This window comes from Cuniculiplasma divulgatum (genome assembly GCA_031200235.1).
Classification (GTDB): domain Archaea; phylum Thermoplasmatota; class Thermoplasmata; order Thermoplasmatales; family Thermoplasmataceae; genus UBA509.
The window spans coordinates 1,034,523-1,052,448 of record CP133595.1 but is presented as its reverse complement, the minus strand read 5'-3'; the positions used below and the strand labels follow the sequence as shown (position 1 = coordinate 1,052,448).

14 protein-coding genes, 1 rRNA gene and 1 pseudogene are annotated in these 17,926 nt (G+C 46.3%); 6 read left to right on the top strand and 10 right to left on the bottom strand.

Going from position 1 to position 17,926, the window contains the following annotated elements; genetic code table 11:
• Positions 1 to 3: 3 nt before the first annotated feature.
• The 4 genes from metG to RE469_05605 all read right to left on the bottom strand — a co-directional run bounded on the left by metG (position 4) and on the right by RE469_05605 (position 4,841).
• Positions 4 to 2,139 (bottom strand): methionine--tRNA ligase, encoded by a 2,136-nt coding sequence (gene metG / locus RE469_05620; protein ID WMT43684.1) that lies wholly within the window; start codon positions 2,137 to 2,139, stop codon positions 4 to 6.
• Positions 2,140 to 2,231: 92 nt separating this feature from the next.
• Complete coding sequence (lysS, locus tag RE469_05615) at positions 2,232 to 3,743, bottom strand: lysine--tRNA ligase (GenBank protein ID WMT43683.1); 1,512 nt, start codon at positions 3,741 to 3,743, stop codon at positions 2,232 to 2,234.
• Between the two features lie 5 nt (positions 3,744 to 3,748).
• Positions 3,749 to 4,345, bottom strand: coding sequence for an orotate phosphoribosyltransferase-like protein (locus RE469_05610; GenBank protein ID WMT43682.1), 597 nt, complete (start codon positions 4,343 to 4,345; stop codon positions 3,749 to 3,751).
• 52 nt (positions 4,346 to 4,397) lie between these two features.
• The gene (locus tag RE469_05605) at positions 4,398 to 4,841 is read right to left on the bottom strand and encodes an HIT family protein (GenBank protein WMT43681.1); all 444 of its coding nucleotides are present in this window, start codon (positions 4,839 to 4,841) and stop codon (positions 4,398 to 4,400) included.
• Positions 4,842 to 4,928: 87 nt separating this feature from the next.
• Between RE469_05605 and RE469_05600 the strand changes: the two genes are divergently transcribed.
• On the top strand, positions 4,929 to 5,780 hold the full coding sequence (locus tag RE469_05600; protein WMT43680.1) for an Mrp/NBP35 family ATP-binding protein: 852 nt from the start codon (positions 4,929 to 4,931) through the stop codon (positions 5,778 to 5,780).
• A 146-nt stretch (positions 5,781 to 5,926) separates the two neighbouring features.
• Here RE469_05600 and RE469_05595 read toward each other — a convergent pair.
• Positions 5,927 to 8,847: ribosomal RNA gene (locus RE469_05595) — 23S ribosomal RNA — on the bottom strand.
• Between the two features lie 306 nt (positions 8,848 to 9,153).
• On the opposite strand from RE469_05595, the gene RE469_05590 reads away from it, so the two are divergent.
• On the top strand, positions 9,154 to 9,753 hold the full coding sequence (locus tag RE469_05590; protein WMT43679.1) for a DUF99 family protein: 600 nt from the start codon (positions 9,154 to 9,156) through the stop codon (positions 9,751 to 9,753).
• 61 nt (positions 9,754 to 9,814) lie between these two features.
• On the top strand, positions 9,815 to 10,435 hold the full coding sequence (locus tag RE469_05585; protein ID WMT43678.1) for a helix-turn-helix domain-containing protein: 621 nt from the start codon (positions 9,815 to 9,817) through the stop codon (positions 10,433 to 10,435).
• Positions 10,436 to 10,440: 5 nt separating this feature from the next.
• Here RE469_05585 and RE469_05580 read toward each other — a convergent pair whose 3' ends face one another.
• From RE469_05580 to RE469_05570, 3 genes and pseudogenes are all read right to left on the bottom strand, one after another.
• On the bottom strand, positions 10,441 to 10,791 hold the full coding sequence (locus tag RE469_05580) for a hypothetical protein (GenBank protein ID WMT43677.1): 351 nt from the start codon (positions 10,789 to 10,791) through the stop codon (positions 10,441 to 10,443).
• 74 nt (positions 10,792 to 10,865) lie between these two features.
• On the bottom strand, positions 10,866 to 11,882 hold the full coding sequence (gene purM / locus RE469_05575) for a phosphoribosylformylglycinamidine cyclo-ligase (protein ID WMT43676.1): 1,017 nt from the start codon (positions 11,880 to 11,882) through the stop codon (positions 10,866 to 10,868).
• Positions 11,883 to 12,226: 344 nt separating this feature from the next.
• Positions 12,227 to 13,156: pseudogene (locus RE469_05570) on the bottom strand (IS5 family transposase).
• 134 nt (positions 13,157 to 13,290) lie between these two features.
• Here RE469_05570 and zfx point away from each other — a divergent pair.
• Entirely contained in the window at positions 13,291 to 13,722 is a 432-nt protein-coding gene (zfx, locus tag RE469_05565; GenBank protein WMT43675.1) for a zinc-containing ferredoxin, read from the top strand.
• A 204-nt stretch (positions 13,723 to 13,926) separates the two neighbouring features.
• Here the strand turns inward: zfx and RE469_05560 are convergent, their stop codons facing one another.
• Both RE469_05560 and RE469_05555 read right to left on the bottom strand, forming a co-directional pair.
• Complete coding sequence (locus tag RE469_05560; protein ID WMT43674.1) at positions 13,927 to 14,145, bottom strand: hypothetical protein; 219 nt, start codon at positions 14,143 to 14,145, stop codon at positions 13,927 to 13,929.
• A 1-nt stretch (position 14,146) separates the two neighbouring features.
• A complete protein-coding gene (locus RE469_05555) occupies positions 14,147 to 15,901 on the bottom strand; it encodes an APC family permease (protein WMT43673.1) in 1,755 nt (584 codons plus the stop codon).
• Positions 15,902 to 16,213: 312 nt separating this feature from the next.
• Between RE469_05555 and RE469_05550 the strand changes: the two genes are divergently transcribed.
• Both RE469_05550 and RE469_05545 read left to right on the top strand, forming a co-directional pair.
• Entirely contained in the window at positions 16,214 to 16,864 is a 651-nt protein-coding gene (locus RE469_05550) for a hypothetical protein (GenBank protein WMT43672.1), read from the top strand.
• 127 nt (positions 16,865 to 16,991) lie between these two features.
• Positions 16,992 to 17,876: a transposase gene (locus tag RE469_05545; protein ID WMT43671.1), complete on the top strand. Its 885-nt coding sequence runs from the start codon at positions 16,992 to 16,994 to the stop codon at positions 17,874 to 17,876.
• The last annotated feature ends 50 nt before the right edge of the window (positions 17,877 to 17,926 follow it).

Genomic DNA, 17,926 nt, shown 5'->3' with positions numbered 1-17,926 from the left:
GAATCAGCGGACAGTGGCTCCTGATGATACCGCCTCATATGTTGAGAAGAGCGTACCGGAAGCATTCAGCGGCAGTATTTCATTATCAAGCACAGCAACAGCCCTCCTTGTCCCGTCCACCTCTTCCATATGCAGCTTTGCCTCCTTGAGCTTATCAATGTCAATCTTTCCGGAAGTGTTGTATTCGTAGTCCCCAATCTTAACAGGCGTTCCTGGCTTGACTGCGGTGTCCATGGGGGAAAGGAGCGATACCGTCTTTCCATCATCCGCTGCAAGAAGCATACCCTGAGATTCCTCCCCCCTGATCTTTGACCATTTGAGATTGTCAACGATAATGATCTTTCTACCCAGGAGCTGATCCGGTGAATAATGCTGCCTGAGCCCGGCGACGACCTGAGCACTCCTGTATCCAAGGTTAACCCGTATTATGTAGAGCCTGTCTGCTGATGGGTGATTCTTCACTTCAACTATCTCACCTATTTTAAGGTCCATGAAGTTGGGGTTGCCCTTGATTATATCCAGCTTCCTGAAAGGTGGATCGGATCTGACTGGAGTGAATTCCGAACCGGCCAGTTCTGTCAGGTCCCAGTTAATGCCGTTCTCCCTGAACTTTCTTGATCCCATGGCGGTCAGCATGCTGGCGGAGGATGATGGGATGAAGGGGTATGCCATGGCAGAAAGTGCCTGGATGAGGTACAGCGAAATATGGAGCTTATGTGAACACCTCACGGGATCGGTCTTCTTCAGGGACCATGGGGCGGAATCGTTGAAGTAGGAATTGCTCTGGCGCACAAGTTCCAGCCAGCTTGAAAGCGCCTTCTTGATTTCCACTGCCTCCACATGATGCGAGAAGTTTGCAAGGGCCTCCGCTGCCTGGGAAAGTATTGTTCTGTCTGACTCATCCATGATTTCCATGTTGAGCTCCGGGGCTATCTGGCTGTTCACAACAAATGAGGTTATCCTGTGCACCAGATTTCCGTACTTGTCTATGAGTTCGGTATTGACCCTGTTCTGAAGATCCTCCAGGCTGAAGTCTGAATCACCTCCCTCAGGAAGGTTGAAAGCTATGTAGAATCTCAGGTAATCCCTGTCCACAAGCTTGAGTATCTCATTGACCGTATAACCTATGCCCCTGCTCTTTGAGAACTTCATTCCCTTGAAATTCATGTACTCATTAGCCGTGACCAGGTAAGGCAGGTTGTACTTCCCCATTGCCATGAGCATGGCAGGCCATATTATTGTGTGGAACGGTATATTGTCCTTGCCCATGAAATAATAGTTCTTCACTTCAGGGTTGAAGTAGAAATCTTTCCAGTAATCATCCTGGCCTGTTTCCCTGGAATATTTGCGGGCACCTGAGACGTATCCTATGAGTGCCTCAAACCACACGTATATCCTCTTGTCCTCATATCCCTCAACCGGAACGCGTACTCCCCAGCCTATGTCACGTGTTATGGGCCTTTCCTTCAGGCCGGATTTGATGAAGTTCCTTGTGAATGCCATCACATTTGGCTTCCAGAATGTCTTTGTGTCAAGCCATTCAAGGAGCTTTTCCTGGAATTCTTCAAGCTGGAAGAACAGATGCTTTGTTTCCCTGAACTCCGGGGCTGTTCCGTGCAGTATGCATCTTGGATCAATGAGCTCCTGCGGGTCAAGTGTGCGCCCGCAGTTATCGCACTGATCCCCGCGAGCCTGAGTATAACCGCAGTAAGGGCATGTCCCTTCGATGTACCTGTCCGGCATGAATCTGCCGTCCGTGGGGCAGAAGGGCGATACCATCATTCTCTCCTTTAGAAGGCCGTTCCGGTAGAAATGCATGAAGAATTCCTTCACTGTCTCCGAATGTTCCGGATATGTGGTCCTGCTGAATATGTCAAAGTTAATGTCCAGATTCCTGAAAGTTTCCAGGTGCTCTTCGTGAAATCTTGAGGATATCACATAGGGATCCACTTTCTCCTTTTCGGCTGTTATTGTAATGGGAGTTCCGTGCTCGTCGCTTCCGGAAACAAACAGTACCTCGTTGCCTCTCATCCTCTGGTACCTGACAAAAATGTCGGCGTTAAGGTAAGCTCCTGCAATATGTCCGGGATGCAGTGGACCGTTTGCATAGGGAAGAGCGCAGTTGACAAGTATCTTCAAAGCTGAAATACACCTCCCAGCCTGATTATGACTTTATATAATATTTTGATTGAAGACCGGAGTCCCACCATAATGCGCTACACCTCAGGAAATCAGGAGACGGCCCTCTTCAGCCTCTCCATTACCCAGTCCCTGTCCAGGTTTGAAAGGAAATACCCCAGCCTTGGGCCGCGGGTCTTTCCTATGAGCACCCTGTAAAATATGCTGAATCCTTCCTTGGGGTCCATATTTCCTGATCTGAGTATTTCATGTATCCTGTTGTGTATTGACTCAGCATCCCAATTTACGCTCTGGCCTGTTTGCAGGAACTCCTTTATGACCGCCTTCTCAGCCTGGCCAAGTTCAACTGGTGCATCCATGGGCAGAAGCGTGAATTTCATCTGATCCGGACCGTAGGTGTCAAGCCACGATCTTGCTATTTCCATCTCAGCCCTGAGATCACCGGAAATGCTGTCGTGGGTGTATCCCCCCCTCTTCAGGGCAGACAGGAGACCGCTGTCATCATGGTATATCTGTATGAGCGTGATCAGGTGCCTGAAGCTCACCACATCGCCGGGCTTTTCCTCCCTGACCCTGCTCAGCTCGTATATCCTCTTTGCATCATTGTCATCGGAAGCCTCAAGGCCGAAATAGATGTCCCTGTAACGTTCGTACTCATCTATGAGGTTAAGGAGGCCGAGGCCGGGATCAAAGTCTATGTGCCTTCCAGGCTGCGATCTGGCTATGAGGAATCGAAGAATCTGTGGAGGCGCAACCCGTATCATCTCGGATGCTGGAATGGCTATTCCTGTGGAAGAATGCATGGCGCCCTTTCCCTTGAGCAGTATTCTCTCGTAAATCATGGGTTTTGGTGCGCTTATGCCGAATATTTTCTCAGCTATGGCCTTTCCCGTGTCATAGGATCCGCCGGGAGCGCCATGATCCTTTCCGAACGGCTCCACAGTGACCCCAAGTATTTTCCATTTTGCCGGCCACTCTATTCTCCAGGGAAGCTTGCCCTGGTCCTTTCGCACATCAGATTGCCCTGAATGGCCGCACCTGCAGCTGTATTCCACATATGGAAACCTGTAAGATGTTACGGATGTTGTATTGATCCTTCCGCAGCTTTCGCAGATGGGATTGTACGGTGACCAGTTTTCCTCAATGTCCCTTCCGGATATATCCTCCAGAATCCTTCGGATCTGCTGGGAATTCTTCATTACCACATCAATGGCTTCAGCAAACTTTCCTTCCCGGTACAGGTTTGAAGTCCTTATTACCTCAACCTTTACGTTGATTGTATCAAGCGTGTCCAGGAATGGACGGAGAAAATACTCGGAATACGTTCCTTCCCCCTGAGGGGTAGGAATTTTGTAAAGAGGCCATCCCACATAACTTGAATATGACCTGTCAAGGAACGGATAGACCTTCCTCAGGGGGTCCATGTCATCACAGAGATAGATGAACCTGGTTTCAAGCCCACGATCCCTGGATGCAACGTAAATGAAGTTCCCGGTGAGGATCTCCCTCATGTTTCCAACGTGTATGGGCCCGGATGGGGATATCCCTGTTGAGACTGTCTGATGTCCAGCCAGGTCCTGGACGAACGCATCTGCCCAGTGCATATTCCTTACATTCCACCAACAAGGCTGGTTCTCAGTATTGAACGTATCTTCACGTCGGCAATGTCGTCACCGTTCAGCTTTGAAGCAAGGACCACAGCCAGCACGGGTGTACCGCCTTCATTCTTGGTATCCATGATGGCTCTCTTCATGGTTTCCCCTGTGCTCACCACATCGTCAATAATGACAACATTCTTTCCCTTAACTGATGCATAGTTGCTGCTGAAGAATCCTTCCTTTCTGTTGGGGTGGGGCCGATACACTATGAGTTCACGGCCAAGGATGTAGGACACCATTGTTGCCAGGGGAATGCCGTTGATTGTGATTCCCAGAATGGCATCCACTTCATAATCACCATTTCCGGATTCCTCCTCTATTATGTCGGCTATAATGCTGGCAATTGCATTGATACGTTCTCCTGTAACACCTATGGATCTCCAGCCAATCCTGACATCCTGTATCTTTGATTCCTTGAAAAATTCCTTGCTGAGCAGCCACGTGACTGTTCCCACTGAAAGGTGAAGCTCTGTTGAGATTTCCTTATCTGACATTCCCTTGTTTTTCAGGTCAAGCGCTCTCTTGTATAGCTCTTCTATGCTCTTCATCTTAATCCCTTGAGATCCCCTTGCATGGTAAGGTAAAAGATTATATTATACATTATCGCAGTTCCGGAATCCTGCCATCGTGATCTGCTATCTCATTCCTGATGAGGACTGCCATCTGTTCCAGTTCCTCATCTTCAACCGCCTTTCGGCCCCAGTTCAGTTCCCTGCTGCAGAATCGCGGGATTATGTGGACATGGTAGTGGAATACTCTCTGGTTCGCACAGGCGCCATTGTTCTGCCCTATGTTCACCGCGTCCGCCCCCACAGCCCTTACAACTGCCGGTGAAATCATTCTGGTAACCCTGTGGACCTCCAGATACACCGGTTCATCTATATCCATTATGTTCACATAATGATCCTTGGGAACAACCAGTACATGTCCGGGTTCAACGGGAGCAATGTCCATAAACGCAATCACACTGTCATTTTCATAGACTATGGATGCCTTCCTGTCCCTGATAACATCACGGCAGAATACGCAATTTTCACTGTACATCCAGAGCAGAATAAAACGACAGGATTAATAGAATTGTCGCACCTGTAAAGATGCTCAGGCTAAAATACGAATCTGCAATTCGGAATTATGCCAACCGGAACAATAAAAATGAACCAGCCACCACCGCAGCCAATAATAGGGCCTCCACCAAAGTCAACGAAATACAAGGGTGTGAAGCATACAATAATGGTGATGAGCGGGAAAGGGGGAGTGGGCAAATCCACAATATCGGTGAATCTGGCTGTTTCCCTGGCCAAAAACTACAAGGTTGGGCTCATTGATGCGGATATAAATGGGCCTGATGATCCAAAAATGCTGGGGGTCTCAGACGAAAAGGTTGATGTCAACGAGGAAGGCAAGATCCTTCCGGTGAAGACTAAATACAATGTCGATGTCATATCCATGGGATTTCTTCTTCCCACAGAAGACACTGCAGTCATATGGAGAGGAGCACTGAGGCACAAGGCACTGCAGCAGTTCCTTGAGGATGTTGCCTGGGGGGAAAGGGACTTTGTCATAATGGATATGCCTCCAGGAACAGGTGACGAGGCACTGAGTGTTGCCCAGATAGTTCCTGATGTTGAAGGTGTCGTTGTGGTTGTGACTCCACAGGATGTTGCCCTGCTGGATGCAAAGAAGGCCATCAACTTCGCCTCACAGATGAAACTGAAGGTTCTGGGGCTAGTGGAGAACATGAGCGGTTTTGTCTGCCCGCACTGCGGCGAAACAGTGAATATCTTCAAGAAAGGAGGAGGGGAAGAGGCTGCCAGAAAATATAACGTACCATTCCTGGGCAGGATTCCCCTGTACACAGAAATAGTTGAGAGCTCCGATAACGGAGTGCCTTCTGTAAGCCAGAGCAACGCCATAGCAGAAGCTTTCAATAAGGTAACAGAGAACCTCCTTAATGTGATGGAAAAACGGTCCACTGTCCGGTAAATTTTTTCCACAATTCCTTTAATTTCTGGTTGAGACTGTCAAATCTTCATCTTTTTTGAATTGAGTGGAATCAGCACATTGACTTGAAATTCAAAAAAATTAAAAATACGCACAAGGGTATTATACCAGATTTCCGGACCTTAGCATGGATTGTGCATTCGGTCGATTAGTAACTGTAGACTGAATGCCTCGCCGAAGCTCGGCACTTACATCCCAGTTCTATCAATCTCCTCTTCTAGGAGAGACCTAATAACGATGTCTATTTTCAGGGGCGACTTCAAGCTTAGATGCTTTCAGCTTTTATTCGCGTATGACGTGGCTACCCGGCAAATGCCTTGACAGACAACCGGCAAACCAGAGGTCACGAACCCCCGTTCCTCTCGTACTAAAGGCTCCTTCCCTTCAGACATCGAACACTCCCACGGAGAAGCAACCCTACTGTCTCGCGACGTAGTGAACCCATCTCAGGATCCCTTTTAATGGGCGAACAGCCCCACCCTTGGCACCTTGTTCAGCACCAGGATAGGAACAGACGACATCGAAGTAGCAAACCCTCGGGTCGATATGAACTCTTGCCGAGGACAACTCAGTTATCCCTGGGGTAACTTCTCTCTTATCACCCGCCCCCACTAAAGGGGGACAGGGTGGTTCGTTAGGCCCTGCTTTCGCATCTGCGTTCCTTATTGTCCGGAACTCAGTCAAGCTAGCTTTTGCCCTTACACTCTACGGAGGATTACTGACCCTCCTGAGCTAACCTTTGGGGGCCCCTGTTAAATTCTCGGGGGCGTGGCGCCCCACCCAAACTGCCCACCAATAGTTGTCCCTCTTGCGAGGTTAGTAATTCAGTACTCAAAGGGAAGTGTTTCATCGTCGCCTCCACCTGAGCCAGAACCCAGGCATCGACAGCTCCTTCCTACTCTACGCATTAAGCACCGTATTACAGCTACAGGCTGCAGTAAAGCTCCACGGGGACTTCGCTTTCACGTGGGAGAGACTGGATTGTGCACCAGTGCATCAATTTCACGGGGCTGAACGCGGGGACAGTGGGACTCACGTTGAACCTTCATGCAAGCCGCCAATTAAGCGGCTAGGTATTACGCTACCTTAAGAGGGTCATAGTTACCCCCGCCGTTTATCGGCCCTTCTTTCCCTTGTACGGGATTTTCAGGTACCGACACTGGGCAGGTTTCAACCGCTATACACATCCTTACGAACTAGCAGCGATCTGTGTTTTTGGTAAACAGTCGGGGTCCCCTTGCCACTGCGACCTATTCCCTCTCGGAATAGGCACTCCTTCTACCTAAGATACGGAGCTATTTGGCCGAGTTCCCTCGCGTCCATTATTCCCAAACGCCTTGGACTTCTCATCCAGGGGCACCTGTGTCGGTTCTTGGTACGAACTCGAACTTGACCCATACAATTCTTTCACAGACTCCAGAAATCTAAGAAATCCCCATAGGGGGACTCACAAGCTTTCTCCGGCTTCTCATCATTACGATTCTCCACCAGATTATACTTGCAAATACGTTGTCACCCGTACTTCCAATATCCCAAAGTCCAATTATATGGCAAAACGCTCGAGGTGCTGGAATATTAACCAGCTTCCCTTTCGGTGGTTTCCTGTTAGGGACCACCTTAGGATCGACTAACCCTCGGCTGACGAACATTGCCAAGGAACCCTTAGCCCTTTCGGCGGAATTGATTCTCACAATTCTATTCTGCTACTTTTACCAGGATCCACGATACCACACGGTCCACTCCTCCTCTCGAAGAAGCTTCCGTCCATGCGGCACGCCCCCCTACCAGATCACCTCTCGGTGCTCGGAGGTCTCGGTAACTGACTTTAGCCCCTTCCATCTTCGGGGCATGTAGCCTCGGTGAGTGAGCTGTTACGCACTCTTTAAAGGATGGCTGCTTCTAAGCCAACCTCCACACTGTCTTTGGCCACAAACCCCTTTAATTTGCACTTAGTCAGTTTTAGGGACCTTAACCCCCGTCTAGGATGTTCCCTTCACGGGTACAGAGCTTATCCCATGTACCCTAGCACCCGGTATCTACGATCTCGACAAGTTCGGAGTTTGATAAGCTGGCGCAGTCTTTCGACTGCTAACCTGCTAATCGGTCGCTCTACCTCGCCGAGCATCTCCACCGAAGTCTACCTGCGGGTAGTATCGGGGGGAACCCGCTATTGCCGGCCTAGATTGGCCTTTAACCCCTACACCCAAGTCATCCAAACGATTTGCACATCAGAACTGGTTCGGTCCTCCACCCAGTTTTCACTGGGCTTCAACCTGCTCAGGCGTAGATCGACCGGCTTCGGGTCTTCCACGAATGACTAACGCATAGATTACGCTATCCCTCCATTGCTGTGCGGATACTCGCTTTCGCTACGGCTTCTCTTTAAAAGATTAACCTCGCCATTCGTCGAAACTCCCTGGTCCGTTCTTCAACACGGACAACAAAACACTGGTCCATCGTGGTTAACGATATCATCCCTTTGGTGCCTTGTAAGTTTATCACTGCTTGGTTTCAGGCTCTTTGCACTACCCTTTCGGGTTGCTTTTCAGTTTTCCCTCACGGTACTTGTTCGCTATCGGACTTGGGCTGTATTTAAGGTTAGATGTTAGTGCCACCTATATTCTCGCGCGAAAAACGACGCACGATACTCTGGAACTCTCCTCTCGTAACCTCTCAACTTACTCCAACAGGGCTATCACCTTCTCTGGCTCTGCTTTCGTTCAGATTAGGATTCATTGAGTAGGTATTGAAGGAGGTCCTAACTCCACATATACCCGATATTACTATGGGGCATTCGGTTTGCCTTATACCGGTTTCGATCGCCTTTACTAACGGTATCTCGATTGATTTCTTTTCCTCCAGGTACTAAGATGTTTCAATTCCCTGGGTACCCTCTCCTTACGGAGTGTCTTACGACGGGAAGTCCTATTCGGAAATCCTCGGATCTAGGGCTCCATGCGCCTCCCCGAGGCTTATCGCAGCTTGGCACGTCCTTCTTCGGCCCCCAAGCCAAACCATCCCCCAAGCAGTTTAGCAGTTGCACAATCCATATTACTGTAAACGGAAATCTGGTTTCATCGGCAATATTGCCTCTAACCCTTCCCTCTTAATTTCACTTAAGAGGTGCATTTGAAGTGCGTAGACTTGGAATAGTAAGCCCCGATATAAGCATTTTGGTGAATGCGGTTGGCCCTGCACCTGGTGTATATATAGACGTTTAAAATAAGGCTATAAATATGCATATTTTCAAGTGAAGGTCATTTTTGGTCTCCCTTTTCGATTTCAGGTACTTGAAAATCGCATTGTTAAAATTCTACTTTCGGGTCTCCATAATCAACGGGTGTGATGAAAACCATTGATTCAGATTAATTTTGCGAAGGATCTGCGGATTCTCGGGGTGGATGATGGCCCATTTGTCAGAGGGGTGGATAAAGTGTGCCCCATAGTCGGTGTCCTCATGCGCCTTGATGGGAAGATAGAGAATATTGCTGCGGATTCCTTATCAATCGACGGAGGCGATGTTACAGGAAAAATTTCAGGTCTTATGGATATGCTGAAGATCCGGCCCTCTGTTGTAATGTCAGAGGGGATTACATTCGCAGGTTTCAACATCCTGGATCCAGAAGAATTTTACGGAAGGACTGGTGTGCCTTTTCTCTCCGTAAGAAAGGGCAAGCCCGACATAAGGGCAATGATTATGGCCATTCGCAAATATGAGCGTGATGCTTTCATCAAGGAAAGTACTCTGAGAAAAATCAATCCTGATTCCATGAACCTTGGTGGAGCCGAGATTACAGCAAATTATGCAGGAATGACCCATGAAGACGCGAGAAAACTACTTCTGAGAACTTTGGGAGATGGAATCTTACCCGAACCGGTAAGGTTGGCCCACATTGTTGCCTCTACTATCTATGGATATGCTCATGCCATAGAGAAGCGCGATCCCGATTCTTAAGGGCATTCACTGCCCGGAATGAAAACAGTTTTATCACTTGTGGGATAAGGAATAGATCGAAGTGTCCCTGAAAGATAAGGGTGCAGTGGAGGCACTGATTGAAGTGACCAGGTCAGACTGTCTCATAACAAACTACGTCAACACCGTTGGTGCAAAGGCCTCGGTTGAAAGACTCCGAATAGGTGAAGACCTTACCTTGCACCATGTAACTGTGGACTCGGACGTGGACATGGTGGGATCAGACCTGAGAAAGCTTTCAACAAACGTCATACGAGTTGGGAAGAATGGTTTCTGGGCTGAGTCTCGAAGCTGTTCGGCCTGCAGGTTTTTCGCCTCCTCACAGCTTGTGGTGATAAGCACCAAGGCACTTACGGGAAATAAGATACTCTACCGTGTTCTCCTTCAGAATCCTGTAAAACTCAAGATCCTTGAAAAGGACCTGCAGGAAGCGGGCCTGAACCCCCTGATCCTTGAAACGCACCTGGAAAGTTCAGAAATCCTGACAGAGAGGGAAAAAGAAATAATCAAGGAAGCTTATGAGAAGGGTTATTTCGATCCGGACAGGAAAATGTCCCTAACAGAGATCGCTAAACAGATTGATGTGTCGCCTGCATCCCTGTCGGATGTCCTTAGAAGAGGCGTAAAGAAAATAATAAAGTATTATCTGGAAAACAAGCTCTGAAAATTTTACTCACGGAACATTTCAAAGGCCAGTTCGTCCACTGCCTTTTCCTTTAGTTCAGGAAGATTCTTCATTATATCGTCAAGTTTTTCCTCGTCTACCGGAATGTACTTCATTTTTCCCAGGGACATGTGATAAGATCCAGGGCAGAGGACACCTTCCTTCACAACGATTGCATCAGGTTTCAGTGAAAGTATTCCCTGCATGCATCTTTCCTTTCCTCCATATGGGGAGCCGAAACCCGGGTTCTCGTATTCCTTTATCTGCTTGCTCTCGTCATCTATGAGCATTATGGAGTTTCCATACTCCAGGGGTGTAACGTAATTCTCTTCGTCCACAACAGCTACTATTTTCATAATACCTTGTATTCAAATCAATAATTTAACTTAACTGTATCAAATTCAGACAAAAATGCTTAAATATAGAAAAATCAGTAGTAACCGGAATAATTCAGTTCCAGCGAAGGTATTTCTATTCCGGAACCGTTTTCCACGTGACCAATTTCCTTGAAATGCACCCTGTTCCTGAGGGTGCTCATGAAATCAATCCTGCTTTCCGGATCAACAACTATTACATATCCCATACCCATGTTGAAAATTTCATACATCTGTTCGTAGGAAAGCTGCCCCATTTCCATGAGTTTCTTGAATACATTCTGGGGCTCTATGGGATCAGAGATGACGTACTTCATGTCTTTCATCCTTGTAAGGTTCTTTATTCCACCACCAGTAATGTTTGCCATCCCCTTGATATTGACTATATTCATTATGTCCAGAATTTCCCTAACATATATCCTGGTGGGTTCCAGCAAAACATCAACCGTCTTCTTTGTATCACCGGGAAACTTATCCATTAAACCAAGCTCATTATCCTTGATTATTTTTCTCACTGTTGTGTAACCGTTGGAATGAAGACCGCTGCTCTGAAGAGCGAATATAAGGTCCCCGTCATGAATTTTCTCTCCATTAATTATTTGCGATTTCTGGACAATCCCGAGAGACGTCCCGGAAATATCTATATGATTGATGAGGTCAGGCACGATTGCGGTTTCGCCTCCAACAATGGTGATGTTGGACATCTGAGCTCCAACATTGAAGCCTGTTCCCAGATTCTTTGCCATTTCTGCATCCGGCTCCCGAAGGGATATATAATCCACCATTGCAATTGGCTCCGCTCCAGCCGTTATGGCATCGTTTACATTCATTGCTATGCAATCAATACCTATGGTGTCGTACCTCTGCGCCTCTTCAGCAATGATTGTCTTGGTACCCACACCGTCATTGTTGAGTGAGACGGCAAAATTACCCAGATCTATCAGAGAAGTGAATCCACCGAACGTTCCGATGGTCTTGAAATCCTCACGCTTGTATTTCAGTTGCCTTATGAATGAGCTAACAAAATCTCCTACAGCTTTCCGGTTAATTACCTGAGGCTCGCTTTTAGGCATACATGGGATATTACACCATAACATAAATTTTTATCAGAAATTAATACCGTTGGAACTCTGGTTATGAATCTCTTTCCATTTCCTGACAAAATGTGAGATATCTGAATTGAGATTTTGTCATATTGAGATAACCTGGATTGGACACCTACCGACCAGCATTGCAAGAAAAGGGCAATTTATGATCGTGATCCGGAAAAACCTAAGAGAATTTCGAATAACTTGTATAATTTTGTGATCTCAGGGCAAAAAATGATTATTCGCGTGCAAACAGAAGTATTTACCTAATTTTGTCTCCATTCATTTCCTAATCTTCCATGTTTTCATGGAAATTTCGACAGCTTACGCTATCCCTGCAAGATCTTTACAGCATGTAAATTGTATGCAAAACATGCGAACATGAATTTGACCCTCACCCTTCTTATGGTAGTGACAAGAACATGGCCAAAGTGGAATACCCTCTTAATCACTGCGTATGGATATTCCACAAGTGATCTCTTCCTTGATATCCTGAGGTTCCTGCGGACAGATTCAATGGGGAGCTTGTGCCCTCTCACAGCTCTATCCATTGTTCCATTGATTCCCTTCGGATCATTTCCAAAATATCCCTTATCTCTGTACACGGTAATGCCAGTTTTTGACAGATCTATTGCTGTGTCATGATCCTTTGCGGTTGTGACAGCATATGAACGCAGGATCGGTATCTTATTGTCATCCACAATTGTATGGCCCTTGAAACCGAAGAATGTCTTGTTGTTCTTCTTTGTGAAGGATCCATCCTTGGATCTCCTGGTCTTTCCTTCGGTTCATGGACCTTCATGCTTAGAATGTCCGGGATCTGCAGTTATGAATGTAGCATCCTGTACAGATCCACGCTTCACCTTGATCCCTCTCAATTCAATCTGTCTCTGTAATTCATTCCAGATTATACGATCCCTGCCGGTTTTGGAAAGCCTTTCCCTGAAGAACCATATTGTCTTTGCATCCGGCAACAGATCAGGATAATCAAGAAAATTCATGAAAGAGATACGGTCACGTATGAGTGTTTCAGCCTGTTCATCAACCATGTTATACATGCTCTGGAGGAAGAGAACTTTCACCATCGTGGTTACAGGTATATTTGGTCTTCCTCCCTGGTCGGTCTGGTTGTGATAGAGATCTTCCAAAAGATTAGGAAAGACAGACCAGTCTATTGCATCCTTCATGTATGCCAGAGGATCATGAATACCGCTAAGGCGGTATTTCTCCTTAAGTGCTTCATCAAGAAGACTGCTCATATTGCAACATGGCTATTTCATGAATAAATGTTGCTGTGATTTAGGCAATAATTATGGGGTTTTTAGAAATCCTCCTAAGCGGGTTTACCAGATAATTTATATAGGAATCTGGTGATATCGAATTAGGTGATCATTTGGTCAAACTGGAAACACTAGATTACAAGCCCAAACCAATTGATGAGAATTTTTTGGAAGATACTGCTAACTACCCAGTAACTGGAAAGCATCATGACCATGATGTAAGGGCCGAAGGCAAGCAGAGAATGGATGCCGCTGGAAAGCCTTACCCCACGAAACTGGGAATTCATGGTTCACACGTTGCAGTGGACTGGGAAACCTGCATAGCTGATGGAGCATGCATGGATGTATGTCCTGTGACTCTTTATGAATGGGAGCTTAATCCTGGCCAGATGGGAACCGGCAATGACAAGAAGATAGAGAAGGGTACCCCGGAATGGGACAAATACAGAACCGATAAGTGCGATCCCGTAAGAGAGAGCGAGTGCATATTCTGTATGGCATGCGAAAGCGTGTGCCCCACAAGAGCCATAAAAATCACACCGTAAGTTACCAACTTTTCATTTTATTGAGTGTTTTTTTATTTTTCTTTAACCGTGTTTTTCACAATCAGGTCTGAATTTCTCTTTTGACCGATTTTCCCAGACATATGCCCTATTCTATTGAAATGAAGATGCAGAACACTTAATGTGAAGAAAAAAAATTTGTAATAAAAAGGTTCGAGATAAATCTAAAAAATATGAGGAATGGAATTATTTCCTGACTACTGCTGATTTTGAGTTAAGGCTTATAAGCGCTATGGCAGCAATCACTCCAGCTGCGAAGATGAAGGCGTAGAGGATGCCAATGGGTGGGATGACATTCACATCCACGCCGACGCTGGTAGTATGCAGTGTCTGATATATCAGCAATCCCAGTCCTATAGCTCCTATTACTATTGAGATCAGTGCACCGGAAACATATTTGTTCATTTTATGCCCCTCCTTTGCTGCCAAATGGTTCCTCATCCGAAGTCAGGTACTGCGAGTCAAGTGTCACAATCTCCTCTATTTCCTGAGTTCGTATACCACTGTGCTCAGCCCAGAAGTAGAAAGCAATTGCAACAATTATGACCATTATGAGATCCCACGGATAGGGCACACGGTTTGAACCGCCAAGTGCGGTTTCACCAAGGAATGATTCTGCAGACAGTACCAGTATGTACACTGGAACCCAGATGCCAGACTTTACGAACTCCCAGGTGTGTATCTTCTGCCTGGTGGGGTCATTCTTTTGCTTGAGCAGGAAGAATATCACGTACACAACAAGCCCAATGAAAATTGCTATTGCAAGATCTCCAACCAGTGGCCAGCCTGACCAGTAAACCACAAGTGATGCGCCAATGAATGCCAGAGGAGCCAGGATTGATGATCCGGGAAGCTTGAATGGGCGCTTCAGTTCTTTGGCGTTTCTCCTCAGTGACCTCAGAGCCGGACCCCCAATCAGGTACGTGAATACCGTGGCACTGGTTATGAAACCAACTAACTTGTACCAGCTTGGGAACGGTGCAAAGAATACGATACCAACTATAAGTGACACGATCAACGGCATTACTGGAATGCGCCTCTTCTGGTCAACCTTCAGCATGGAAGATGGAAGGTAGCCCAGGGCAGCAGTTCCATAGAGCGTTCTCATTGATGTTCCGAGATATACATTCAGAGTTCCACTTGGGGAAACATAAGCATCTGCAAACAGAACGTATGTGAGCATGACAAGGCCAACCGATGAGGCAATTGAAGCAAAAGGAGCTCCATTAAGATAAGATATGGCTGGCGTAATATATGCGCCTGAAGCATTGGCCTGTAGAAGTGCCCATGCGCCTTCGGGAATTCCCAGCTTCCCAAAGTTAATGGAACCTATGAACGCAACCTGCAGAAGAACATAAACCAGTATGCCAATGAGAACTGAACCTATTGTGGCAATAGGAATTGATCTCTGGGGAGTCCTGGATTCTCCACCATAGTCAAGCCCCTGCCTGAACCCAAGGAACGAGAACACTATTCCTGATGTGGCCACTGCAGACATTACAGGAGCGAAGCCATATGGCATGAATCCTGAGCTGGATGATGTTACACTCACGCCCTGAAATGTTCCAGAGAATATAGTTGAAAAGTTTGCAAGGTCGAACCTCACGGAGATAAGCAGGAGTATTGTCACCAGTGGTAGAATCAGCTTCCACCACGTCATACCTGTATTTGTCTTTCCCATGACTCTTATCCCGAAGTAGTTCAGGAAGAAGAAAAACACCATCAGGAGTGCGGCAAACAGTATACCCAGAGGTTGCAGAACCACACCATTGTACAGGTGTGATATGTAAGGACTTGCATATTCCACCACAGCTTCTGCCTCAATTGCAGGAACAGACACGGCGGAAAGGAAATATGCCCACGCCATGAAATATCCTGCCAGATTCCCATGAGAGTACTGCCCATATCTAACAATCGCACCCGACCTCGGTATCATTGCACCCAGCTCAGCATAATTCAATGCAATTATGAGCACAATTACACCTCCAATAATCCATGAGAGTATGGCGGCCGGACCGGCGATTGAGGAAGCGGCGTACGCTGCAAAGAGCCATCCTGAACCTATTATCCCACCAAGACTGAGGAATAGAAGGTCCCAGGTATTGAGGCTCATTCTTAATTTTCGATCAGATCTTTCAGCTATAACTTCTTCTTCAGCCATTGCGCAATACAATGTACATGGCGGTATATATATTTATTCATAATTTCTCCATCATTCAATCGTATTATGTTCAGTATATTTTTGAATAGTAGTCAGAAAATTCTTTATTACAGGGCTTTTTGAGATACTCTCAAAAATTTTCGCTGAAGTGGATGCCATGATTACTCATGTGCTGTGAGTTAGTTTACTTTAATGCATATATTTATACAGCAGTGAGGTCCCGTGGATAATTCTATATAAACTTTGTTCCTCAAATAAGAGTTGTCAGTCTTATTTATTGATGGAATATGGACGGAATTGATAAGTATGGAAATGAGCGATAAGACTCTGTTTTCAGTATTAACGGTCGTCGTCATTGTAGCAGGTGTGGGTATTGGCCTGGTGATGAGCCACCCAGACATGACCAATTATGCACCGCCTGTCTCTGGCGAAAGCAATGGTGTGTATCAGCTGACACTTGTCATCACAACAAACAATTACTACAACAGCACAGTTGGGGACCAGCCTGCATATTATGTCCTGAGCAATGGAACACTCCTGAGTTCTGGAAACATTCTGCTTCCTGCCAATTCTCTGGTTGAGGTCACCATCATAAATTATGATAATGGAACCGCTACAGTTCCAGGCCAATATGCCAATGTATCCGGCACGGTCAATGATGAAGTCACCATCATCAACAACACACTGATCAACTCAACTTTCCAGAACAATGGGATTTCAGTCAGGGGAGCATGGACCACAACAGGCGTCAATGATTCAGATATTGCTCACACATTTACAGTGGCTGGCCTGAACCTGAATGTCCCGGTGCTTCCTCAGTCTGTGGAACAGTTCTCTTTCCACACTGGCGGCCAGAACGTCTACACCTGGCAGTGTGAGGCTTCCTGCGGCTCCGGACCAACCGGCTGGGCAGGTGCAATGTCAACTGTTGGATGGATGACCGGAACAATAACTGTTCAGTAAATCTTTTTCACATACCAAATTTTACTTATTAGGGTGTCTCGTATTTCATGAAGAGTCAGACAGATGTCGAACATTATTAACAGAATGAGAATATTGGGATATGCCCACACAGCATATCCCGTTGATTATGGAACTGATAGACAATATAGTTTCGCCCGATCAAAGGAGAAGAAAATATACAGATCGGCAGATTCTGAAGATTCTTGTGCTGCTGCAGATATTCGGAATATCGTATCGATCTGCCGGGGTATTCCTCATCAATCATGAGGAATATCTGACCATGATGGACCTTAAGGAAATACCAAGCTTCCAGACCCTGTCAAGGAGGGCGAGGAAATTTGATCTCCATGCAATAAACAGGGAGATCACATTCCTCTATTCCATTAAGGAATGCGCAGCAGTGGATTCCTTCATGATCCACACATGCAAGTATTCCACTGCAATGAGGAGGAAACACTGGGGAAATTACAAAGATCCTGAATCAGGATGGTCCAAGACCACCAAGGGATGGTCTTATGGCAGGAAGTGCCATATGTCACTGAATATAGATTCCCTCCTGATCATGGACTGGCTTGTTACTAAAGGAAACATGCATGATTCACGTGTATCCCATGACATGGTGGATTCTGTCAGAAACTTCTCCTATATTCTTGCAGACTCAGCATATGATACATCTGACATATACGATTATGTGTTTGAGAATACACATTCCATTCCTGTGATTGACACAAACAGAAGGAGAGGAATTATTCCTGAACGATTGTCCACGAACAGGAAAATAGGCATTGATCTCAGGAGGGAATACTCTTCTCTGTATTCCCTCAGGTGGGAAATAGAGAGGACATTCTCCATCCTTGAAGAGATAATGGAAACAGAGGATATCTGGTACACAAGGAACAGATCATTCGATACTGCAATTGGTCTTAAGGCAATTGCATACAATCTCATGATTGTATCAAACATCAAAATGGGAAATAGGCCCAGGGAGATAATGAAAATCGTCAGTTGTTAAAAGATGAGACAGCCTATTACTTATTTTTGAATGTGCGGTTCAAAATGGAG